The 21,291-nt window shown below is 35.3% G+C and carries 24 protein-coding genes, 2 pseudogenes and 1 riboswitch; of the genes and pseudogenes, 22 read left to right on the forward strand and 4 right to left on the reverse strand.

What is annotated here, in order from left to right:
* The first annotated feature begins 94 nt into the window (after positions 1 to 94).
* Positions 95 to 376 (forward strand): aspartyl-phosphate phosphatase Spo0E family protein, encoded by a 282-nt coding sequence (locus tag QUF99_RS09885; protein ID WP_289369800.1) that lies wholly within the window; start codon positions 95 to 97, stop codon positions 374 to 376.
* A gap of 77 nt (positions 377 to 453) precedes the next feature.
* On the opposite strand, the pseudogene QUF99_RS09890 reads toward QUF99_RS09885, so the two are convergent.
* A pseudogene (locus QUF99_RS09890) lies at positions 454 to 1,138 on the reverse strand (ATP-binding protein); the annotation flags it as partial.
* A 263-nt stretch (positions 1,139 to 1,401) separates the two neighbouring features.
* Here QUF99_RS09890 and QUF99_RS09895 point away from each other — a divergent pair.
* The 4 genes from QUF99_RS09895 (at position 1,402) to QUF99_RS09910 (ending at position 4,900) form a co-directional block, all read left to right on the forward strand.
* Positions 1,402 to 1,848, forward strand: coding sequence for a MarR family winged helix-turn-helix transcriptional regulator (locus QUF99_RS09895; RefSeq protein ID WP_289369801.1), 447 nt, complete (start codon positions 1,402 to 1,404; stop codon positions 1,846 to 1,848).
* Positions 1,849 to 2,141: 293 nt separating this feature from the next.
* A complete protein-coding gene (locus QUF99_RS09900; protein ID WP_289369802.1) occupies positions 2,142 to 3,836 on the forward strand; it encodes a M3 family oligoendopeptidase in 1,695 nt (564 codons plus the stop codon).
* A 139-nt stretch (positions 3,837 to 3,975) separates the two neighbouring features.
* Positions 3,976 to 4,509, forward strand: a complete 534-nt coding sequence (locus tag QUF99_RS09905; RefSeq protein ID WP_289369803.1) for a DinB family protein — start codon at positions 3,976 to 3,978, stop codon at positions 4,507 to 4,509.
* A 274-nt stretch (positions 4,510 to 4,783) separates the two neighbouring features.
* A complete protein-coding gene (locus QUF99_RS09910) occupies positions 4,784 to 4,900 on the forward strand; it encodes a DUF6254 family protein (RefSeq protein ID WP_286124087.1) in 117 nt (38 codons plus the stop codon).
* A gap of 8 nt (positions 4,901 to 4,908) precedes the next feature.
* Here the strand turns inward: QUF99_RS09910 and QUF99_RS09915 are convergent, their stop codons facing one another.
* Complete coding sequence (locus QUF99_RS09915) at positions 4,909 to 6,120, reverse strand: ATP-binding protein (RefSeq protein ID WP_289374610.1); 1,212 nt, start codon at positions 6,118 to 6,120, stop codon at positions 4,909 to 4,911.
* Positions 6,121 to 6,340: 220 nt separating this feature from the next.
* Positions 6,341 to 6,384, forward strand: a riboswitch (PreQ1 riboswitch).
* 85 nt (positions 6,385 to 6,469) lie between these two features.
* On the opposite strand from QUF99_RS09915, the gene queC reads away from it, so the two are divergent.
* From queC to queF, 4 genes are all read left to right on the forward strand, one after another.
* Positions 6,470 to 7,141 (forward strand): 7-cyano-7-deazaguanine synthase QueC, encoded by a 672-nt coding sequence (gene queC, locus QUF99_RS09920; protein ID WP_289369804.1) that lies wholly within the window; start codon positions 6,470 to 6,472, stop codon positions 7,139 to 7,141.
* Positions 7,141 to 7,635 carry a 6-carboxytetrahydropterin synthase QueD gene (gene queD / locus QUF99_RS09925; protein ID WP_289369805.1) on the forward strand — a complete coding sequence of 165 codons (495 nt, stop codon included), beginning with the start codon at positions 7,141 to 7,143 and terminating at the stop codon, positions 7,633 to 7,635. Before queC ends, queD begins: the two co-directional genes overlap by 1 nt.
* On the forward strand, positions 7,628 to 8,344 hold the full coding sequence (gene queE / locus QUF99_RS09930) for a 7-carboxy-7-deazaguanine synthase QueE (RefSeq protein ID WP_289369807.1): 717 nt from the start codon (positions 7,628 to 7,630) through the stop codon (positions 8,342 to 8,344). Before queD ends, queE begins: the two co-directional genes overlap by 8 nt.
* An 84-nt stretch (positions 8,345 to 8,428) precedes the next feature.
* Entirely contained in the window at positions 8,429 to 8,926 is a 498-nt protein-coding gene (gene queF, locus QUF99_RS09935; RefSeq protein WP_286124092.1) for a preQ(1) synthase, read from the forward strand.
* A 46-nt stretch (positions 8,927 to 8,972) separates the two neighbouring features.
* On the opposite strand, the gene QUF99_RS09940 is transcribed toward queF, so the two are convergent.
* Complete coding sequence (locus tag QUF99_RS09940; RefSeq protein WP_000683952.1) at positions 8,973 to 9,158, reverse strand: YkvS family protein; 186 nt, start codon at positions 9,156 to 9,158, stop codon at positions 8,973 to 8,975.
* Positions 9,159 to 9,383: 225 nt separating this feature from the next.
* On the opposite strand from QUF99_RS09940, the gene QUF99_RS09945 reads away from it, so the two are divergent.
* Both QUF99_RS09945 and QUF99_RS09950 read left to right on the forward strand, forming a co-directional pair.
* The gene (locus QUF99_RS09945; protein WP_289369808.1) at positions 9,384 to 9,542 is read left to right on the forward strand and encodes a hypothetical protein; all 159 of its coding nucleotides are present in this window, start codon (positions 9,384 to 9,386) and stop codon (positions 9,540 to 9,542) included.
* 93 nt (positions 9,543 to 9,635) lie between these two features.
* Positions 9,636 to 10,238 (forward strand): histidine phosphatase family protein, encoded by a 603-nt coding sequence (locus QUF99_RS09950; RefSeq protein WP_289369809.1) that lies wholly within the window; start codon positions 9,636 to 9,638, stop codon positions 10,236 to 10,238.
* A 37-nt stretch (positions 10,239 to 10,275) separates the two neighbouring features.
* Here QUF99_RS09950 and QUF99_RS09955 read toward each other — a convergent pair whose 3' ends face one another.
* Positions 10,276 to 10,854 carry a GNAT family N-acetyltransferase gene (locus tag QUF99_RS09955; RefSeq protein ID WP_289369810.1) on the reverse strand — a complete coding sequence of 193 codons (579 nt, stop codon included), beginning with the start codon at positions 10,852 to 10,854 and terminating at the stop codon, positions 10,276 to 10,278.
* 223 nt (positions 10,855 to 11,077) lie between these two features.
* Here QUF99_RS09955 and QUF99_RS09960 point away from each other — a divergent pair, with 223 nt between their 5' ends.
* From QUF99_RS09960 to QUF99_RS10010, 11 genes and pseudogenes are all read left to right on the forward strand, one after another.
* Positions 11,078 to 11,272, forward strand: a complete 195-nt coding sequence (locus tag QUF99_RS09960; RefSeq protein WP_289369811.1) for an abortive phage infection protein — start codon at positions 11,078 to 11,080, stop codon at positions 11,270 to 11,272.
* Between the two features lie 25 nt (positions 11,273 to 11,297).
* Positions 11,298 to 11,612, forward strand: a complete 315-nt coding sequence (locus QUF99_RS09965) for a hypothetical protein (RefSeq protein ID WP_289369812.1) — start codon at positions 11,298 to 11,300, stop codon at positions 11,610 to 11,612.
* A 587-nt stretch (positions 11,613 to 12,199) separates the two neighbouring features.
* Complete coding sequence (gene nrdI / locus QUF99_RS09970) at positions 12,200 to 12,559, forward strand: class Ib ribonucleoside-diphosphate reductase assembly flavoprotein NrdI (RefSeq protein ID WP_286124098.1); 360 nt, start codon at positions 12,200 to 12,202, stop codon at positions 12,557 to 12,559.
* Positions 12,546 to 13,673, forward strand: a pseudogene (locus QUF99_RS09975) (ribonucleotide reductase N-terminal alpha domain-containing protein); the annotation flags it as partial. The gene nrdI and the pseudogene QUF99_RS09975, both read left to right, overlap by 14 nt.
* A gap of 329 nt (positions 13,674 to 14,002) precedes the next feature.
* On the forward strand, positions 14,003 to 15,007 hold the full coding sequence (locus QUF99_RS09980) for a ribonucleotide reductase large subunit (RefSeq protein WP_353958393.1): 1,005 nt from the start codon (positions 14,003 to 14,005) through the stop codon (positions 15,005 to 15,007).
* Positions 15,008 to 15,200: 193 nt separating this feature from the next.
* Positions 15,201 to 16,169, forward strand: coding sequence for a class 1b ribonucleoside-diphosphate reductase subunit beta (gene nrdF / locus QUF99_RS09985; protein WP_289369814.1), 969 nt, complete (start codon positions 15,201 to 15,203; stop codon positions 16,167 to 16,169).
* Positions 16,170 to 16,391: 222 nt separating this feature from the next.
* Positions 16,392 to 17,054, forward strand: a complete 663-nt coding sequence (locus tag QUF99_RS09990) for a hypothetical protein (RefSeq protein ID WP_289369815.1) — start codon at positions 16,392 to 16,394, stop codon at positions 17,052 to 17,054.
* 726 nt (positions 17,055 to 17,780) lie between these two features.
* On the forward strand, positions 17,781 to 19,139 hold the full coding sequence (locus QUF99_RS09995; RefSeq protein WP_289369817.1) for an APC family permease: 1,359 nt from the start codon (positions 17,781 to 17,783) through the stop codon (positions 19,137 to 19,139).
* A 226-nt stretch (positions 19,140 to 19,365) separates the two neighbouring features.
* Complete coding sequence (locus QUF99_RS10000) at positions 19,366 to 20,664, forward strand: Glu/Leu/Phe/Val family dehydrogenase (RefSeq protein WP_483298596.1); 1,299 nt, start codon at positions 19,366 to 19,368, stop codon at positions 20,662 to 20,664.
* 18 nt (positions 20,665 to 20,682) lie between these two features.
* Positions 20,683 to 20,973 carry an SAV0927 family protein gene (locus QUF99_RS10005; protein WP_286124101.1) on the forward strand — a complete coding sequence of 97 codons (291 nt, stop codon included), beginning with the start codon at positions 20,683 to 20,685 and terminating at the stop codon, positions 20,971 to 20,973.
* A gap of 51 nt (positions 20,974 to 21,024) precedes the next feature.
* Positions 21,025 to 21,273, forward strand: coding sequence for a biotin/lipoyl attachment domain-containing protein (locus QUF99_RS10010; RefSeq protein ID WP_286124102.1), 249 nt, complete (start codon positions 21,025 to 21,027; stop codon positions 21,271 to 21,273).
* Positions 21,274 to 21,291 lie beyond the last annotated feature (18 nt).

Genomic DNA, 21,291 nt, shown 5'->3' on the forward strand with positions numbered 1-21,291 from the left:
AGTATTCTAATTTAAGGGTTATTTGTATTAAGAAATTAAATGTATGGATTAAAAATGAAGTAGAGAGTATGGGAGAATAATGAGGGGGATATGGATGTTTACAGCAAAACGGAAGTATACGATGGAAAGGCTTTCGCGTGATATTCATATGAAACGTGAAGAAATGATTCATTTAGGTTTAACAAATGGATTAGATAGCATAGAAACAATTCAAGTGAGTCAAGAATTGGACAAGCTTATTTTACAGTATCAAAGTTATAAAGAAAAACAGAAACCAAGATGGTTAGCATTAATTAAAACACCTTTTTTCAAAATAGAATATGGTGGGAAATCAAGTGCATTTTGGAAAATGTTTATGACTGATTTGATGAAATAAACATAATTATCTCTCTTAGAGAAGGATAATTATGCTGAATCCACTGTACGCGTTATATGGACAGTTGTTCCTTTATTTTATTTGCTATCTATCACAATGTGTCCATCATACATTTCTATAATTCTTTTGCATATGACAAGGCCAAGACCTGTTCCGGTATCTTTATTGGTAAAGAACGGATGAAAGAGGTGCTTTTGAATATGTTTTGGAATGCCTTTTCCTGTGTCAATAACATGTAGTTGAGCGGTATATGTATTACCGGCTACTTCAATTGTTAATGTATCACCGGCTGACATAGCTTCAATCGCGTTTTTGGTAATATTCAAAATCACTTGTTTCATATGATCTTTTGAACAGCGGATATAAACAGGATGGCTTGGTAAATGTGAAAAAAATGTAATGTTATGCAGAGTTGCTTCCGATTGAATAATTAATGAAACCTCTTTTACAATATCTCTTACATCCTATTTGTTCTGAGTAATCGCTGTTAGGTTGCCGAGGATAAGAAATTCACTAACAGTTTCATTAATGCGTTCTATTTCTTGTTCAATAATTAAAAATTAGAATTGATCTTGTTTATGTTTTTTTTTAAGAATGCAACGAATCCTTTAATACCCGTAAGTGGGTTGCGAATTTCGTGAGTTGTACTAGCGGCAAAAGTACCAACTAACTCGATTTTTCTTGTCTCTGCAGTAGAACATATTGAATCAGCAAAAGTAAAATCGCCATTAAAAATAAAGTGACGAGGCATTCTACTATAACAGTTTAATATAAAGTTGTTTTATGAATCCGTATTAAAAATGTAATGTTTTTATTCTGTGTTTAATCAGTAGCTAGTCCTATTCTATATGCTGAGAAGATGGGATAGGAAGCGCGAAAGTACAGAGGTTGATTCATCGGATTGAGCGATCGCTAGGAGATGAAAAACGCTTAACCTATGGTAACATCACTTTATTGACAGTCCTTTTTTTTGTTCAGTATAATGACTCTAATTCCAGCGAATTTAAGTGAAGGGTTGAAACAGAATGACATCTAATTATGAGAGAGAAGAAATTTCTCAATCTTTAAAAGTATTTATTGCATTATCACGTGCTCACCGTTCGGTTATGGATATTACAAATAAATCCATACAACATAACGGACTGAACCCAACAGAGTTTGCCGTGTTAGAAGTGCTATATCATAAAGGCAATCAGCCGCTCCAACAAATTGGAGAGCGTATTTTGATTGCAAGTGGTAGTATTACATATGTTGTTGATAAGTTAGAGAAAAAAGGACTCGTCAAACGAAATCCATCCCCAAATGATCGCCGTGTTATATATGCACAATTAACAGAGCGAGGAGAGGCATTAATTGCTTCTATTTTTCCGAATCATGAAAAAGTTATACATGATTCGTTTGAAATGTTAACAATAGAAGAGAAGAATGAGTTGCTATCTTTACTTAAAAAAGTTGGGAAATATGAAAAATAATACCGCCTGTTCTAAAGCTTTGAATGTGAAATCATCAAGGCTTTTTTATTTATCCCGCTATTTGCGGGCAGTAATACCCCCACCTCAAAATTCAGCAAAAAACAAAGAAGTTAGGCGGGGGATGAAGAAAACTCCCATTGATTAAAGTTTCACTTTATTATATTTTAAAAGCGAGTATCGCATTGAAAGGGATGTACCATTTCTAACGAATTTCGGTGAGGAATAAAAGGAGATTGGAAAAAAGAAATGGAACTATAGTAAGAGAACATTTAATAGAGAGAGGTGTCATAGTCATGTCATTTGAAAACTATGAATATAAACGTCCAAATACGGAAGAGTTACAAGAAAAATTTACTGTAGCCTTCGAGCAATTTGACAATGCAAAAACAGTAGAAGAACAAAAGCAAGTGATTGGATCGATTAATGAGATTCGTAATGATTTTAGCACGATGTATAATATCTGTTATATTCGCCATTCTGTTGATACAACAGATGTGTTTTATAAGGAAGAACAAGATTTCTTTGATGAACATTCTCCAATTGTACAAGGATATGTAACAAAATATTATAATGCATTGATGGGCTCTCCATTTCGTCAGGAATTAGAAGCACATTATGGAACACAGCTATTTGCTTTGGCAGAGAGTGAATTAAAAACATATTCAGATGAAGTTGTGAAAGATTTACAGTTAGAAAACAAGTTATCTTCACAATATACACAGCTGTTAGCGGCTGCAAAGATTGCGTTTGAAGGGGAAGAAAGAACATTATCACAGCTTGTTCCTTTTATGCAGCATACAGACAGAAATATGCGTAAACAAGCAAGTGAAGCCTATTATGGATTTTTAGCAGAGCATGAAAAGGAGTTAGACGGTATTTACGATGAACTTGTGAAAGTAAGAACAAAGATTGCAAAAACACTTGGTTTCCAAAACTTCGTTGAACTTGGCTATGCAAGAATGTGCCGTACTGATTATAATGCCGAAATGGTTGCAAATTATCGTAAACAAGTACTTGATTATATTGTTCCGGTTGCGACCGAACTACGAAACAGACAGCAAGCGCGCATCAGTGTAGAAAAACTTGCCTATTATGATGAGAACTTTGAATATGCAACAGGTAATCCAACTCCAAAGGGTGACGCTGATTGGATTATCAATCATGGAAAGACGATGTACAAAGAGTTATCAAAAGAAACAGATGAGTTCTTCAATTTTATGTTAGATAATCAATTAGTAGATCTTGTCGCGAAAAAAGGGAAAGCTGGCGGCGGTTATTGTACATATATTGAAAACTATAAAGCTCCGTTTATTTTTTCAAACTTTAACGGAACATCAGGTGATATTGATGTGCTAACGCATGAAGCAGGTCATGCATTTCAAGTATATGAAAGTCGTAAGTACGAAATTCCAGAGTATAATTGGCCGACTTATGAAGCATGTGAAATTCATTCCATGAGTATGGAGTTTTTTACATGGCCATGGATGAAATTGTTCTTTGAGGAAGATGCAGATAAATACTATTTCTCTCATTTAAGCTCAGCGCTTCTCTTTTTACCGTACGGTGTATCTGTTGATGAATTTCAACATTATGTATATGAAAACCCAGAAGTATCACCGGAAGAGCGTAAAGCTGCATGGCGCAATATTGAAAGAAAGTATTTACCACATCGAGATTACGAAGACAATGATTATTTAGAGCGTGGTGGATTCTGGCAACGTCAAGGTCATATTTATAATTCACCTTTCTATTATATTGATTACACATTAGCTCAAATTTGTGCACTTCAATTTTGGAAACGTGCAAGAGACAATCGTCAAGAAGCATGGGAAGACTATGTGCACCTTTGCAGGCAAGGTGGAAGTCAATCGTTCTTACAATTAGTAGAAACTGCAAACTTAACATCACCGTTTGCTGATGGTTGTGTCCAAGGGGTGATCACTGAGATTCAAGCATGGTTAAATGGAGTGGATGACACAAAATTGTAAAAATCAATGGTTGTTTTTTATAATTTTGCAATCGACACATGTATAAAAAAATGAGATAATAAATGAAAATTCAGATTTTTCAAAAGAGGTGTTTCTAAATAAGAGGCGCCTCTTTTCAACAAAAAAAGGGGGGATAATTATGCTTCAATCTAATATGAATGTTGGCATGGAAACATTGCTCCAATCATTACAATCGACAAGAAACACATTGTTATCAGAAATTGAGATGTTAAATGATACCGAAGTGAATGTGAAACCACGCCGTGATAAATGGAGTATCATCCAAATTCTTCATCATCTGCACCTTATTGAACAATCTGTGACATCAGCCCTTGTATACACACTTCAAAAAAGAGAAAAGAAAGTTGTTCCATTCAAAGATCTTCAGCCTCTACTTAATCGAACATACAAGCGAGAAGCTCCTCAACAAATGCAACCAACAGAAACGTTAATGAAAAAACAACAAGGGATTCAATTGTTAGAGCATTCGCGTAAAGAATTGTTACACACGCTCCATAGCATTGGAGATGAGAAAGAGTTGCTTGAAAATTCATTAAAACATCCTGTATTTCACGAACTCAATTTATATCAATGGGTTCAATTCCTTGATTTGCATGAACAGCGGCATCTTACGCAGTTGAAAGAAGCAAAATATGCGATTTTGCAAAGATAAAGTGAAACTTTCATGAGTGAGGGATTCATCCCCCACTTATGATTAGCTCTCACTAATTAGGCATTTACGGGCAGTTATCTCCCAATTACCTCTTGCTAAACTTTGAGGTGGGGTCATACTGCCCGTAAATGCGGGATAAATGAAAGGAGCAAGCTAAATCTTAGCTTGCTCCTTTCATTTTGAAGTTATATTTGTGCCGAAAACATCTGTATGCATATTTTCACTTCGTATTTTGGAATAATACAGAAGGAAAGTATAAAAAGGAGTTGAGAGAATGAGAAAGAAAACGAGAGAGCAAGAGCGCCAATGGAAGGCACGAAAAGAAAACCAAAAACCACACGGAAAAGTAAAGACTTTTGCAGAGCTTGTTGACGAAACGGAAAAAACGTGATGATTTCATCACGTTTTTTGTATGAATGGAAAAGTTAATAGAAAAGTTGTACCATTATCTTTTTCACTTGTGATGTCAATTTTTCCATCCATTGCTGTTATGACACTAAATACGACCATCATTCCAAGGCCGGTTCCCTTATCTTTTGTCGAATAGAAAGGGGAACCGAGACGTCTAATTTGTTCTGCATCCATGCCAATTCCGGTATCCTTTATGTACAATTGTATATGCTTATGATCTGGTATGAGTGTAAGAATAAGATCCCCACCGTTTGGCATGGCTTCAATACAGTTTTTCAAAATATTTAACAAGCATTGGTTAAACTTTTGTTTTTCACCCGAGATAAAAAATCTTTTGCTTTGTTTTGTATAGGATATACGAACATTTGCTAGGCTGGCTAATGGAGTAATGAGTGTCAGTACATGAAGTAATTCTTCTTCTATTTGTAGTACTTGTTCTTTTTCAATACTTGGTTTGGCGAATGTTAAATAATCTGTGAGTACATGGTTGGCCTGATCAACGCCATGTATAGCAATTTCTGTATATAATTTTCGATCTTCTTCAGAGCAATGTTCTGATTGGAGAAGTTGTAAAAATCCTTTTGTTGAAGTTAAAGGATTGCGAACTTCATGAGAAATGGATGCAGCCATTTCACCAATGAGGTGAAATTTTTCAGCGTTTATAAGTTCTTCTTGTAGACGGATTTGTAACTGTAGTAGGTTCATTAAATAAAGAATAAGAATGGTACCAACAATTGTACATAATTCGTATACAATAATATGGGGCATATAGTAGCGATCATTAGGAACTTCGGCAAGAAAAAAGGGAATCCAACCAATTCCATATACAAGGCTATATAAGATTGCAAGTGTCACTTTCATATTGTTGTTCCCTTTTTTGAAGAGTCCGTATGTAGAAAGCAAAACAACGTATAAGAAAATTGAAGCGATAACGGACGGAAGCACGCCGATGCCACCTAATAAGAAACGGTATATATTTAAAACGGCTAAAATGGCTCCGCCAGCTACTGGGCCGCCCGTTAATGTACCGACGATTAAAACGATATGACGCAGATCGAATTGAAATCCGTTCCCGGTTTTTGCTGCGAATGAAATGCAAAGAATGGTAGCACTGCTGCAAAATAAAATAAATACAATGGAATTTACTTTAGGGGAATGTTTCCCTTTCAGATTCCAAAACAAGTGATACATCAGCGTCATAACGAGAATAGATAGTATATTTAAAAAGAGGTAAATGATAAAGAGTTTCAGCTTCATGCCCTCCCCTCTACTTGCATACATAATGGTAAGTAAATATAATCATACTATTAAAATGTAAGAAAATGAATATCTAATTTCTGAAAAATTAGATATTTTTCGCCATTATACACATTATGTTACAATATGTGTTGACAATGAAAGAAGAAATTCCATGCATGGCATGGGAGAGGTTCGCGAACTCCCTCTATAAAAAACTAAGGAAACAACAATATCCTTAGGTATTGTTTTGTTTTTTTAATTGTGACAGTTCAAGAACGTTCTTTCTTCCTATTATTATAAGAGAAGGAGAATGAGTGAGATGAAAAAAGAAAAAGCAGTTGTCGTTTTTAGTGGTGGTCAAGATAGTACAACATGTTTATTTTGGGCAATGCAGCAATTTGCAGAAGTTGAGGCCGTGACGTTTAATTATAACCAACGTCATAAGTTAGAAATTGATTGTGCAGCTGAAATTGCCAAAGAGTTAGGAATTAAGCATACGGTACTTGATATGAGTTTATTAAATCAGCTTGCTCCTAATGCGTTAACAAGAACGGATATGGAGATTACGCACGAAGAAGGCGAGTTACCATCTACATTTGTAGATGGACGAAATCTACTGTTCCTATCATTTGCGGCTGTGTTGGCAAAACAAATTGGAGCACGTCATATTGTAACGGGCGTATGCGAAACTGATTTTAGCGGCTATCCAGACTGCCGTGACGTGTTTGTGAAATCGTTAAACGTTACATTAAATCTATCTATGGATTATCCGTTTGTAATTCATACGCCACTTATGTGGATCGATAAAGCAGAAACATGGAAATTGTCAGATGAACTTGGAGCATTTAAGTTTGTTAGAGAAAAAACATTAACGTGCTATAACGGAATAATTGGTGATGGTTGTGGCGAGTGCCCAGCGTGTAAACTTCGCAGAGCAGGTTTAGATACGTATCTACAAGAACGCGAAGGAGCGAACGTATAATGGAACAGAACTTTTTTGGATTTCGTATCGTAGAAAATTTACAAAAAGTTGATCAAGATATTAAGCGTGAACAACTGAAATATCATAATAAACGAGTTATGGTGAGCAAAGAATTTACGTTCGACGCAGCGCATCATTTGCACTGTTATGAAGGGAAATGTAAAAATTTACACGGTCACACATACAAAGTTATTTTTGGAATTAGTGGATATGTAAATGAAATTGGGCTTGCCATTGACTTTGGTGATATAAAAGAAATTTGGAAAAATGAAATTGAAATTTATTTAGATCATCGTTATTTAAATGAAACATTACCAGCAATGAATACGACGGCTGAAAATATGGTCGTTTGGATTTATGAAAAAATGGAAGAAGCACTTACAAAAGAGATTCGATCTAATGAATATAAAGGAGCACGCGTTGAATTTGTTCGTTTATTTGAAACACCAACAAGTTACGCGGAAGTAAGACGGGAGTGGATGCTCGGTGAGTAGAGTTCCCGTTTTAGAAATTTTTGGCCCGACGATTCAAGGTGAAGGAATGGTTGTTGGTCAAAAGACGATGTTCATTCGTACAGCAGGTTGCGACTATAGCTGTGCATGGTGCGATTCTTCTTTTACGTGGGATGGATCAGCGAAAGAACAAATTCGTCAAATGACTCCAGAAGAGATTTGGAAGGAACTTGTAGAAATTGGTGGTGAAAATTTTTCACATGTAACAATTTCAGGTGGTAATCCAGTGCTACTAAAAAATCTGGAGGCTTTTCTTTCTTTATTAAAAGAAAAGCAGATTCGAACAGCCATCGAGACGCAAGGAAGCAAGTGGCAGGATTGGTTGCTTGATATTGATGAAGTGACAATCTCACCAAAGCCGCCAAGTTCACAGATGAAAACAGATTTTGTGATGTTAGATTCTGTTATTGAAAGATTAACAGGGAAAGATTTTAGTTTAAAGGTTGTTGTATTTGATGATCGTGATTTTGATTATGCGATAAAAGCACATGTGCGTTATCCACATGTGCCGTTTTTCTTGCAAGTTGGAAATGATGATACAAAAACAACGGACGATACAATGTTAATTGGGCGGTTGTTACAACAATATGAATGGCTCATTGAAAAAGCTGTACATTGTAAAGAGATGAATGATGCAAAAGTATTACCCCAGCTTCACGCGCTAGTTTGGGGCAATAAACGAGGGGTATAAAGCGAAATACGAACTTGGTGATTGGAAAAGATCCGAGCATAATATAGAGTACATGAAGTATAGGATAGAAGGGATGCATTGAAAATGACAGGAAGATTAGATGAAGATTTAAAAGATGTAACGTTACTTGGAAATCAAAATACAAAATATTTATTTGAATATAGCCCAGAAATTTTAGAGACATTTGATAATAATCATCCAAACCGTGATTATTTTGTGAAATTTAACTGTCCTGAATTTACAAGTTTATGTCCAAAAACAGGACAACCGGATTTTGCGACAATTTATATTAGTTATATTCCGGAACAAAAAATGGTGGAAAGTAAGTCATTAAAGTTATATTTATTTAGTTTCCGTAATCATGGGGATTTTCATGAAGACTGTATGAATGTTATTATGAATGACTTAATCAAATTGATGGACCCACGCTATATTGAAGTATGGGGCAAATTCACACCACGTGGTGGCATTTCTATTGATCCATATTGCAACTATGGCCGCCCTGGCACAAAGTATGAAAAAATGGCAGATTATCGCATGATGAATCATGATCTATATCCTGAAACAGTAGATAATCGCTGATGAAAAAGGATCTGTATGTAGCATACAGATCCTTTTTTCTATTATATTATGCATGTTGATTAATAACTGTATAGTTTTTATGATTTACAACTGTAAGAGGTTCCATATCTAGTTCTCTAAAATTCTCCATAATTGTTATATCAACAATAACAGAGTTTTTATTTACTTTTTGAACGCGACCTTGCATTCCACCTTTAAATTCAATGATATCTCCAGTTTCTGCGATTTTCATAAGCAACTCTCCTTGTTACAGTTTTGCGAAAAAGAACAAGTTTGTTCTTTTTTTATTTCCCTTTATTTTGAACTATATTCCCTTGTTTGTAAATGTTTCCATGAGAAATTTTCAAAAAATAGACATTTTTCATAAGAAATGTATGATTTTTATATTCTGTGAGGGTATCATGATAAAAAATGATTATATCAAGATATAGGAGTATAATAAATCAGGGGCGGTAAAATGATGTTTGAAATTTTTGGAAGTGTAGGGGCGATTCTTTTATTTTTATTTTCATATAAGCAATTAAAAATAATTCGTATGCATGAAACCAGTACTTATTTTGATGGGCTAGATGATGTGCACGCTTCCGTAAATCATGGTAGCGGTGCGGATATGTAAAGAGTATGACTTTCTCTTTCTCCGTGGTATGATGACAATAAGAAAAAGCACATAATAATACAAGTGATGAGCGTTGAATGGAGAGTGGAGAAAATGCAAATTTCTTTTATTCGTCACGGCCGCTCGAATCATGTTACAGAATCAATGACAGCTCCAGTGTTTCATGAATGGATGAAGCAGTATGATTTGAATGGTGTGGTAAAAAGGACTGACATACCAATTAAGACGATCGAAGCGATTGAATCTGCAAAGCTCATCGTAACGAGTGATCAAAAAAGAGCGGTACAGTCAGCGGCGGAATTAACAGATTCGCTTTCTTTTATACAAAGCTCACTTTTTCGAGAGGCAGAAGTACCGTCTAGGTTTCTTTTCCCTAAATGGGTGAAATGTAAGCCTGAAGTATGGACCTTTTTAGGGCGCACATTTTGGATGATTGGATATTCTAAAGGTGTTGAATCATACCGAGAAGTACAAGGAAGAGCGAAACAAGCGGCAGATACGTTAGTTGGTTATGCGATGGTACATGCGCATGTTGCACTTGTGGGGCATAGCTATTTTAATATGATGATTGGTGCAGAACTGCGGGCTAGAGGATGGTCTGGACCGCCCATTTTTCATAGGAAACCATGGAGCTGTACAGAGTATACATTTCATAAAGCGATGAACGGAAATGTATTGAATACCAATTTCACATAAAAGCACACGATTCAAATAAAGAATCGTGTGCTTTTTTTTAAGAGACGAAAGCTTTTTTATATAGTGGTTTTACTAGATGAACATAGGGTTCTCCGACAAGCATAACTGTTTTATCTTCTTGGTAACCAAGCTTTTTATATAAAGAGAAAGCTCGTTTGTTTTCTAAATTTACAAGCAATGCAATTTTCTCATAGCCTTTTTCATATGCGGCAATTTCTGCTGCTTTAATTAGTTTTGATCCAATACCTTGTCCGCCATATGCTTTTGAAACAGATAATGTATCAATGTAATATTCATCAAGATCGGCTTCTTTTTCTAGTGTAATAGTTGAATCCTGTTGATTCTTTCGTAAGTGTTTGATGATTGGAGTATCCAGTTGCTCTGCATCACTGCCATGATAGGCTACGATGATTCCAACTGCTGTTCCATCTTGTTCTTCAACGAAACAGTTCTCATAGCTAAGTCGATTTCCTTTTTTTGAAAACCAAGATTCAAGCCCTGCCAATACTTCCATTTCAGTTGTGCCACCTGTCATTTTTTCAGCAATTTCGTGCAGAGCATTGTACAATAAAGGTGATATTGCTTTTGCATCTGTCTTTGTTGCTTTCCGAATCATTACTATCCCTCCTAGTTGTCTATTCTTATTGTAACATAAAATAAAATTTCAACCAATGATTCGGAAATTTGTTAAAGTGTATAAGATAAACCTGCTATTTCAGCAGTTCGGTGGGGGGGAACTGCTATGTTAGTATATGATAGTTGCTGTAAATGTCAGAAATTTAATATTGTCGACTTGTAGAAGATAAGATACAATGAAATATTGCAGAGAGGTGAAATACATGGATAAACAATTAGCGAATACAATTTTAGATCAACTGAAAAATGGCGAGATAAAAGAGTATGTTGCACCAGAGGATGTATTTTATACATTTCGTGACGTTTTAGTAAATCGAGAAGATTTTAAACATTTTAGTGGAAATGCACAGCGCGGAGGAAAAATTATTTATACATATATGGAAACACCGCGTTCTTAATAGAATGAAAAAGGAGAGGGGATTTATGGGAGAATTTAAACAAGGTATTTTGCCGCATTGGGATTACATGTGGAAAGATGGAACCGGAAGAAGATTTGTAGGGATGGTCATGTTCCCGGAGAAACGTAAACGTGCGGAAGACGTGATAGAAAAATTAAAGGTAGCATATGAGCAAGAAACAAAAATTCGAGCATCGGTAAAGTTTCAGCATACATATCAAAATGTAGAGGGAACAGTTGTATATTTTGATGAAGAAGCACCGGTTTTTACAGTTCAAGATAAAGATGAGAATTTCCACCATTTATTTATAAAAGATATTTTACGTGTTGAATATTGTTAATAGATAAGAACAGTCTTTTTCTTTTCGGTAATTCTCTATATTTTTGCAATATGTAGCACATTTCTCTTTTAAGCAAATCGTTTTGGTGTTAGGAGGTAAATTCTTCTTGAATTTTTCATAACACTAACAAATAGATGGGTGTGTCATAATCATTCTCCTTTTTTCATTGTAATCATATTTTCTTATAGTGTATTAAGAAAAGAAAGCCTATGTGCTTTTCTATGGATAAATGATGTGTAATCGGTTTCGAACAGCTTTCGTTTTAAAGTCTGTTCTTTTTTGTGTGATGCTGGAGAAATATATTTCTCCAGCATTTATCGTTTTTTGACAAAACATATTGTTATCATTTTTGGAAATATGGTTAAATTCGTTGACAAGTTTTCCGAAAAGCACTTTATTGACATGAGTTTTAGAATGTTGTTTCATAGTCTTTGTATTGAAAAAAACGGCTTGTCATGTCGAAAAGTAAAAGTTAAAAAAAGAAAGAATTTATACATACATCTTGTGTCTTGTTTTGAAACGTAATACAATATGTAGAGAAAATGAAAATAGATAGAGATATTAAAGATAGAAGGGGAGGGTCGGAAATGTTGGTTGCATATGATTCTATGACAGGAAACGTGAAGCGTTTCATCCACAAATTAAATATGCCGGCCGTTCAAATTAACGATGACCTCATATTAGACGAAGATTTTGTTCTTATTACGTATACAACAGGTTTTGGAAATGTGCCGGAACGTGTTTTAGAATTTTTAGAGCGCAATAATGCAAATTTAAAAGGCGTATCTGCAAGTGGCAATCGCAACTGGGGAGATATGTTCGGTGCAAGTGCAGATAAAATCTCATCCAGATATGAAGTACCTATTGTATCAAAATTTGAGTTATCTGGAACAAATAAAGATGTAGAATTTTTTAAAGAGAGGGTGCGGGAGATTGCGACACATTGAACTGAATAATGAAATCACGCAAATGCAAGATGGTTTCTATCAGCTGCATAAAGATAAAGAAGCATTAGAGGTCTTTATGGAAGAGGCGAGAGAGAATACCGTTCATTTTAATAGCGTGGCAGAGCGAATGGAGTATATGAAGCAACACGATTACTATTACAACGTTCTAGACGAATATAAGTTGGAGGAAGTAGAAGAAGTATACAACGTTGCATACGGTGAAAACTTCGAGTTCCAATCTTATATGGCAGCATCTAAATTCTACAAAGATTATGCGTTAAAAACGGATGATCAAAAACAATACTTAGAAAGCTACCAAGATCGCGTTTCAATCGTGTCATTATACTTAGGACGTGGCGATGTTAAAAAAGCAAAACAATTTGCAAGCATGATCGTAAAACAAAACTACCAACCAGCGACACCAACCTTTTTGAATGCAGGAAGAAGCAGAAGAGGCGAAATGGTGTCTTGTTTCTTGTTAGAGATGGATGACAGCTTAAATTCGATCGGATTTAATATTAATACGGCGATGCAGTTATCAAAAATCGGCGGTGGCGTGGCTTTAAACTTAAGTAAACTACGTGCACGTGGTGAGCAAATTAAAGGTATCGACAACGCAGCAAGCGGTGTTGTACCAGTTATGAAATTGCTTGAGGATTCATTCTCATATGCGAATCAGCTTGGCCAACGAAAAGGTGCTGGAGCTGTGTACTTGAATATTTTCCATTGGGATATTATTGAATTCCTCGATACAAAAAAAATAAATGCCGACGAAAAGAGCCGTATTCAGTCACTTTCAATCGGAATTATCGTTCCAAGTAAGTTCTTTGAGCTTGCGGAGAAAAACGAACCATTCTATGTTTTTGCACCTTATACAGTATATAAAGAGTATGGAAAACATTTAGATGATATCGATATTGATGAAATGTACGATGAACTCATGAGCAACCCGAAAGTGAAGAAGAAACCACTTGATATTAGTGCTCGTGATATGCTTATTAAAATCGCAATGATCCAGCTTGAGTCTGGTTATCCATACTTAATGTTTAAATCAAATGCGAATAAGCAACATCCGTTAAAGGATATAGGAACTGTGAAGATGTCTAACTTGTGTTAATTATCTAGCACCTTCTAGTAGAAATGCTAGTCGAAAACTCCGTTAAACGGGGAAAGCCTCAATTTGAGGTAACCTACCGTGCTAAATCTTATCTTAGAATGAAGCGTATTAGGTTCAGAAGGTATCTTATTATTTTGTATAAGACATAGATTGAAGAACATCATAAAATAATAAGAGACTTTCTGAAAGACTAAGATAAGTAAAAGCCTAACGACTATCCCACATGGGAGTAGGGCGCAAGCAATTGGCGTTCGAAAAGCGGAGCACCTAATCAGATTATGCTGTAGGTGATGATATAGTCTGTCCTGTATGGTGACATATAGCAGTTGCGTAAGCAACGGGCTGAGAGTAGCGACCTCAGTCGAACATTAGAGACTGAAATCTTCCAGTTACAAGAAACATCCGAAATCAATGATTACGGCACAGATGACATTATCCGCCGTGATATTAACTGTAACTTAGGATCGTTAAATATCGTGAACTTAATGGAGAATAAAGAAATTCGTGAAGCAGTTCATGCGGGGATGGAAGCTTTAACAGCTGTTTCTGATATGACGGTTATTCCGAATGCACCGACTGTGAAAAAAGCGAATGATGAGTTACACTCTGTTGGTCTTGGTGCAATGAACTTACATGGATATTTAGCGAAAAATAAAATTGCTTATGAAAGTGCAGAAGCGAAAGAATTTGTTCGTACATTCTTTATGATGTTAAATTACTACTCCATTGAAAAAAGTATGGGAATTGCTAAAGAAAAGGGCGAAACATTTAAAGACTTCGATAAGTCTGATTATGCAAACGGCACATACTTTGAAAAGTATGAAACAACAGACTACAGTCCTGTAACTGAGAAAGTACAGCAGTTATTTGAAGGAATCTATATTCCAACAAAAGAAGATTGGACAAGTTTAAAAGAACAAGTACAGAAAAATGGTTTATACAACTCATATAGATTGGCAATCGCTCCGACACAATCGATCAGCTATGTTCAAAATGCGACTTCAAGCGTAATGCCGATCGTAAGTCAAATTGAGTCAAGAACGTATGCGAATGCAACAACATACTATCCAATGCCGTATTTATCAAAAGATACATTCTGGTATTATAAATCTTCTTACGATATGAATCAGTTTAAACTGATTGATTTAATCGCAGAAATTCAAGAGCATATTGACCAAGGTATTAGTACAATCCTTTATGTAAATAGTGATATTTCTACACGTGAGTTAGCACGCTATTATATTTATGCACATAAAAAAGGCTTAAAGAGTCTGTATTATACAAGAACACGTAAGTTAAGCGTAGAAGAGTGCGTTGCCTGCACAGTTTGATGATGTGTTCGTACACAAATTGTCTGAGAAGCATCTAGAATAGAGAGTAAGACACCATGAGCAGGGTTTTTCTGACCCTGCTCATGCTTAATTATAAAATTTAAGATTCTAACGTGCGGTTAGATTTTCATTGCGAAATGGAAGTTTTACCGCACGTTAGAACGGTTTAATGATATAGAGAAGGGGCGATTCAATGCGCGCGGTGAACTGGAATAAAAAAGAAGATGATTTTAGTTTAATGTTTTGGAAGCAAAACATCGCTCAATTTTGGACAGAAGAAGAGATCGCTGTATCTTCTGATAAAAATACTTGGGTGCAGTTATCAAAGGAAGAACAAATTGCTTATAAGCGTGTACTAGGTGGCTTAACGCTTCTAGATACAAAGCAAGGTGGCGAAGGAATGCCACTTGTTCTTGTTCACCTTGAGAACTTACAGGCGAAAAGCGTACTAGCTTTCATGGGAGCAATGGAAGAAGTACATGCGAAAAGTTACAGTCATATCTTTACGACACTCGCAACGGAAGAAGAAATTGATGAGATTTTTGAATGGGTAGATACCCATTCGTTGCTTGAGAAAAAAGCAGGCATTATTACAGGCTACTATCGCCGTTTATTAAAGCCGCAAGTAACGAAAAAAGAACTGTACATGGCAATGGTAGCAAGTGTGTTCTTAGAAAGTTACTTGTTCTATAGTGGATTCTTCTATCCGCTTTACTTAGCAGGACAAGGGAAATTAACTGCGAGTGGTGAAATTATTAACTTAATCATACGCGACGAGTCCATTCACGGCGTATTCGTTGGTATTTTAGCACAGCAAATCTTTGCAAAGCTTTCTGCGGAAGAACAACAAGAAGTACAAAAGGAAACGATGGATCTATTAGAGGAGCTGTATGAAATTGAAACAGCATACACAGAAGAAATTTATACATCCATTGGCCTTGTAGAAGATGTGAACCGTTTCGTTCGTTATAATGCGAATAAAGGGCTTATGAATTTAGGCTTAGAACCACACTTTGAAGAAGAAGAAATTAACCCGATTGTATTAAATGGTTTACGTACAGATACGAAAAACCATGATTTCTTCTCTGTAAAAGGGAATGGTTATGTAAAAGCAATGAATGTTGAAAAATTATTGGATGATGATTTTGTCTTTAATTTTTAGTATTTAATATGAAATAATGAAAAAGGCTGTCTTATAAATTTTATAAGACAGTCTTTTTCATTATGATTCAGTTTACATAATCTTATTATATTCAGTCTATTATTTATGTGTATATAAAATTATTTATTTTCGGATATATTAAATTGACCACTTTATAGCGGTGTGTTAAATTAAAATAGGAACAAGGGATAATATTCCAATGTATTTAAATTATGGTATGGAATGGCGGCTGTAACTACAAGCTTATTATTAGCTACATCGGCATGTAGCATATCTGATGTATTCGGTGGTAAAAAAGAAGAAGTGAGCAGTAAGGAAGATAAAGCAAACGATAAACAAAATAACAATAATAGTAATTCAAACAGTAATAGCAATAATAATGAAAATAACAATAACAATTCAAACAGTAATAGTAACAATAATGGAAATAACAATAATAGTAATTCAAGCAGCAATAGCAATAATAATGGAAACAACAATAGCAATTCGAACAGCAATAATAATAATAACCAAAGTAATAATCAAAAACCCTCTGGTAGTGTAACTTTAGAGCAACATGGAGTTATAGTAACTGTGCATTCAGTAGAACAAGCCGAAGATATTGTACGTGTTAAATATACAGTCAATAACACTACAGACATACCTGTATCTGCTGGTGCCCCTGGTGCAAAAATTGAGCAAAACGGTAAAAGTAAAATGCCGACTTCATTTGAAGGAAATTGGGATCAAAGGGGAATTGTAGCTCCTCATACGAGTGTAGATGGAACAAACCTCTATACTTTACCAAATATACCAAATGAATTCGATTTTAAAATTACTCCAACGTTTCAAGATGATTCGAAAATAAATTTAATTCAGCCATTTATTTTAAAAGTTAAAATGTAAAATAATAGGATGATTGAATTATACATATTTTTGATTTTTAGCTGTAGGTATGATTAAAGTTTAGATGATTGTCTTCAAAGTGAATAGAATAATAATTGAAAAACACCTCATTAAAGTCGTAAGTTTCGATTTTAATGAGGTGTTTTTTTGCACTTTATTTTTATCACGCATTAACGGGCAGTAATACCCCCACCTCAAGATTCAGAGAGAAACAAAGAAGATAGGTGGGGGATAAACTGCCCGTAAAAGCCCGATTGGTGAGGGCTAATAATCAGTGGGGGATGAAGAAAACCCCCACTGATTAAAGTTTCACTTTATTATTTTGAGGTCTTTTTTAGATATGCATTATTGCTTGTGGACTAGGAAAAGAGAAGTTGGAGCTAATTCTGAGTTTGTGAAGAAACATTACTAAGAAAAATTGTATTTTATATGTGCTATTCATATGTAAACAGTATGAGAGACTGAATAAGTTATGTCAAAATGAATAAAGGGAAAAGAAAAAATAGAAAATAACCCATTTATAATTTCTCAATACTATTTAAAATATGCCGATTTTATCGATTTTTTTAGTTGAAGAAATTTTGGCTCAAAAATTGCATAAATATTTTGAATAATAAGGGGGTTTTAGGATGAAACGTGTAACGGATTTCATTTTGTGAAAGCGTTTTCTATCAAACTATCAATCTTTACATGCAAATTAGGTATATAAAGTAGGAGGAATGATAAGTGGGGAAAGTAGGAAAAGTAGTTGAGTTAAAACGTTCATTAGGACTTTGGTCAATTGTTATGCTAGGAGTAGGATATATGACACCAATGGTAGGATTTGATACATTTGGAATCGTTTCTGACAAAACAGACGGACATGTTCCAGGAGCTTATTTGATTGCATTATTGGGGATGCTATTTACAGCTGCAAGCTACGGCAAAATGGTAAAAGTTTTTCCTACCGCGGGCTCGGCTTACACTTATACACAAAAGACAATTAGTGCAAGACTTGGATTTCTTGTTGGATGGTCAGCATTACTGGATTATTTATTTTTACCGATGGTGAATGCACTATTAACGAGAATTTATATGTCTGCACTTTTTCCTAATGTGCCTGCTTGGTTATGGGTAGTTGGTTTTGTAATGCTTATTACGCTTATAAATATTATTAGCGTGAATGTTACTGCCAATTTCAATACGTTCTTAGTAATATTCCAAGTGCTAGTAATGGTCGTGTTTGTTTTTCTCGTTATAAAAGGACTAATAGCAGGAGAGGGAACAGGAGAAGTTTTTTCCATTCAGCCGTTTTTTCAATCAGATATACAAATATCGCCATTAGTTGCTGGAGCTACCATTCTTTGTTTTTCATTTTTAGGATTTGATGCGGTAACGACGTTTTCAGAAGAAACACCAAATGCAAAGAAAACGATTCCTCGAGCTATTTTTCTTACCGCTTTAATTGGTGGTGTGTTATTCATTACAACTACGTATTTTACACAATCTTTTTTCCCAGATGCATCAGTTTTTAAAGATCAAGAATCTGCGGCTCCGGAAATTGCACTATATGTAGGAGGAAAATTATTTCAAACTTTCTTTTTAGTAGGAACGCTTATGGGGACAATTGCTTCAGGATTAGCATCACATACGAGTGTGTCACGGCTATTGTATGTAATGGGACGAGATAATGTTATCCCTCAAAAGATATTTGGATATATTCATCCGCGTTTGAGAACCCCAGTTTACAATATTATTTTTGTGGGTATTATTTCGTTATCGGCAATGTTCATAGATTTGGAAACGGCAGCTTCACTTATTAACTTTGGAGCGCTTATTGCGTTTACCTTTGTCAATTTATCTGTGATTGCTTACTATGTTATAAAACAAAAAAGATATAAAACGGTAAAAGACTTTTGTAATTTCTTAGTAATGCCTATTTTAGGAGCAGGTACAGTGGCGGTGTTATGGTTTAACCTCAATATCCATTCACTTGTTCTTGGACTTAGCTGGGCGGTTGTCGGAATTGGTTACCTTTTATATATTACGAACATGTTTCGTTCAGCCCCTCCGCAAATGCATTTTGAAGAAGTACAGGAAATATAACAAACAAAAAAACACTGGGTTTTCCAGTGTTTTTTTGTTTGCAGGTTTTAGAGGTGCAAGAACTATGCAATATTGCATAAGTGATTCAACTATTCATACGAAATGCAAGAGAATTGCATTCATGTTACATCGAAAAGGCTGAAGGAATGTTGTAGAATGATATATTTCCAGTTGGCACAATTATTGCTTTATAACACTAATAACTATATAAAAATGAGGTGTTATTGTGGCAGTTAAGTCAGAAAAAGAAAATGGAACTCAACCTATGCAGGAAAAGATTGAGTTAGAAAATCCTTTAGAAGAATTTCAGGCTATATTAAAAGAAGCACTCCATGTTTTGTGTTATCCGGATGAAGTATTCGAGTTTCTTAAGAAGCCAATGCGCTTTTTAGAAGTAAGTATTCCAGTTCGAATGGATGATGGGACGACAAAAGTATTTCAAGGGTATCGTGCGCAGCATAATGATGCCGCAGGACCAACAAAAGGTGGTATTCGATTTCATCCAGATGTCACAGCAGAGGAAGTAAAAGCACTTGCGGGCTGGATGAGTTTGAAGTGCGGAGTTACAGGACTTCCGTATGGAGGGGCAAAGGGCGGGATTATTTGTGATCCACAGAAGATGAGTTTCAGAGAATTAGAGCTACTTAGCCGTGGTTATGTAAGAGCAGTGAGCCAAATTGTTGGACCTACTAAAGATATTCCAGCTCCTGATATGTATACCAATGCTCAAATTATGGCTTGGATGCTGGATGAATATGATCATATTAGGGAATTTGATTCCCCGGGTTTTATTACTGGAAAGCCGTTAATGCTTGGAGGATCACAAGGTCGAGAAACAGCTACTTCTAAAGGGGTATTATACACGCTCCAATTAGTAAGTGAATTGAAACATATTCCACTTCAAAATATGCGGGTAATCATTCAAGGATTTGGTAACGTTGGAAGTCATTTAGCAAAATATTTATATGATATTGGTGTGAAAGTTGTAGGAGTGTCTGATGCTTTAGGTGGCATTTATAATCCAGACGGTTTAGATGTTCCTTATTTGTTAGAGAATCGAGATTCTTTTGGTGTAGTATCGAATCTTTTTAGCAAAACAATCCCTAACCAAGAATTACTAGAAAAAGAGTGTGATGTACTCATTCCAGCTGCCATTGGAGGAGTTATTACAAAAAATAATGCAGAGCGGCTCGGGTGTAAAATTGTAATTGAAGCTGCAAATGGTCCGACAACGAAAGATGCAATCACAATTCTAGAGGAGAAGGACATTTTAGTTGTTCCAGATATTTTAGCCAATTCTGGAGGCGTTATCGTCTCATATTTCGAATGGTGCCAAAATAACCAAGGATATTACTGGACAGAGCAATATGTTGATCAATGTTTAAAAGAGAAAATTACATCTAGCTTTTCTAATGTATTTAATACGTCGAAGCATTTCGGTGTAAACATGAAAATTGCTGCGTATATAGAAGGCGTTCGTAAAATTGTAGAGGCATCACGTCTTCGAGGTTGGTTGCATTTTTAGTTTAAAGGGAGGAATCGTATGAAACTGGATATTTTATTAGAACAAATTGAAAGGCAACCGATTGGTTATTATTGTATTGTGTCGAATCATCATCGATATGATATAGCAGTTACTTACTCGCAGCAATTTTTTGGAAAAGCAATGGTCACATCTATTCAAAATGGAAGAATGATTTTATTAAGTCAAGAAGACATCGAAGAAGAGCAATACTGGGCACCTAAGCTAGGAATTGAAATAGAAGATGTAGTGGATTTTCAAAGTTTTTTTTATACGATTCTCCAGTCACAAATGTTGTCTGAGCAGTATTAATATCACGTATAACCGGGAAAGAATATTTGAATGAGAAAGGAATGATATATTTTGTATTATGAGATTGTTATGAGCCCATGTTACGGAACAATTGAAAAGGTATCTATTAATGGAGACTCTCGGATTTATGAGTGGGAACCACTTTTTTCTATAAAAAATATGAATGGTGAGGTAGAAGTGATTAAGATGGGATGTAGCGGAGAAGTACATTCTTTAGAGGTAGAAGAGGGAGATAAAGTGATTCCAGGAATGGTATTAGCTTACGTTCAAGAAGATATTTTGATTGGCGGGAGCGATTAATCTCTCATAAAAAAGCTA

The sequence above is a fragment of the Bacillus sp. DX4.1 genome (assembly GCF_030348195.1).
Classification (GTDB): domain Bacteria; phylum Bacillota; class Bacilli; order Bacillales; family Bacillaceae_G; genus Bacillus_A.

What these genes read in the sequence shown, in the direction of transcription:
- QUF99_RS09885 (WP_289369800.1), top strand. Translation starts at nt 95, where the DNA reads ATGTTTACAGCAAAACGGAAGTATACGATGGAAAGGCTTTCGCGTGAT.
- QUF99_RS09895 (WP_289369801.1), top strand. Translation starts at nt 1,402, where the DNA reads ATGACATCTAATTATGAGAGAGAAGAAATTTCTCAATCTTTAAAAGTA.
- QUF99_RS09900 (WP_289369802.1), top strand. Translation starts at nt 2,142, where the DNA reads ATGTCATTTGAAAACTATGAATATAAACGTCCAAATACGGAAGAGTTA.
- QUF99_RS09905 (WP_289369803.1), top strand. Translation starts at nt 3,976, where the DNA reads ATGCTTCAATCTAATATGAATGTTGGCATGGAAACATTGCTCCAATCA.
- QUF99_RS09910 (WP_286124087.1), top strand. Translation starts at nt 4,784, where the DNA reads ATGAGAAAGAAAACGAGAGAGCAAGAGCGCCAATGGAAGGCACGAAAA.
- QUF99_RS09915 (WP_289374610.1), bottom strand. Translation starts at nt 6,120, where the DNA reads ATGACGCTGATGTATCACTTGTTTTGGAATCTGAAAGGGAAACATTCC.
- queC (WP_289369804.1), top strand. Translation starts at nt 6,470, where the DNA reads ATGAGTGAGATGAAAAAAGAAAAAGCAGTTGTCGTTTTTAGTGGTGGT.
- queD (WP_289369805.1), top strand. Translation starts at nt 7,141, where the DNA reads ATGGAACAGAACTTTTTTGGATTTCGTATCGTAGAAAATTTACAAAAA.
- queF (WP_286124092.1), top strand. Translation starts at nt 8,429, where the DNA reads ATGACAGGAAGATTAGATGAAGATTTAAAAGATGTAACGTTACTTGGA.
- QUF99_RS09940 (WP_000683952.1), bottom strand. Translation starts at nt 9,158, where the DNA reads ATGAAAATCGCAGAAACTGGAGATATCATTGAATTTAAAGGTGGAATG.
- QUF99_RS09945 (WP_289369808.1), top strand. Translation starts at nt 9,384, where the DNA reads ATGATGTTTGAAATTTTTGGAAGTGTAGGGGCGATTCTTTTATTTTTA.
- QUF99_RS09950 (WP_289369809.1), top strand. Translation starts at nt 9,636, where the DNA reads ATGCAAATTTCTTTTATTCGTCACGGCCGCTCGAATCATGTTACAGAA.
- QUF99_RS09955 (WP_289369810.1), bottom strand. Translation starts at nt 10,854, where the DNA reads ATGATTCGGAAAGCAACAAAGACAGATGCAAAAGCAATATCACCTTTA.
- QUF99_RS09960 (WP_289369811.1), top strand. Translation starts at nt 11,078, where the DNA reads ATGGATAAACAATTAGCGAATACAATTTTAGATCAACTGAAAAATGGC.
- QUF99_RS09965 (WP_289369812.1), top strand. Translation starts at nt 11,298, where the DNA reads ATGGGAGAATTTAAACAAGGTATTTTGCCGCATTGGGATTACATGTGG.
- nrdI (WP_286124098.1), top strand. Translation starts at nt 12,200, where the DNA reads ATGTTGGTTGCATATGATTCTATGACAGGAAACGTGAAGCGTTTCATC.
- nrdF (WP_289369814.1), top strand. Translation starts at nt 15,201, where the DNA reads ATGCGCGCGGTGAACTGGAATAAAAAAGAAGATGATTTTAGTTTAATG.
- QUF99_RS09990 (WP_289369815.1), top strand. Translation starts at nt 16,392, where the DNA reads ATGGCGGCTGTAACTACAAGCTTATTATTAGCTACATCGGCATGTAGC.
- QUF99_RS10005 (WP_286124101.1), top strand. Translation starts at nt 20,683, where the DNA reads ATGAAACTGGATATTTTATTAGAACAAATTGAAAGGCAACCGATTGGT.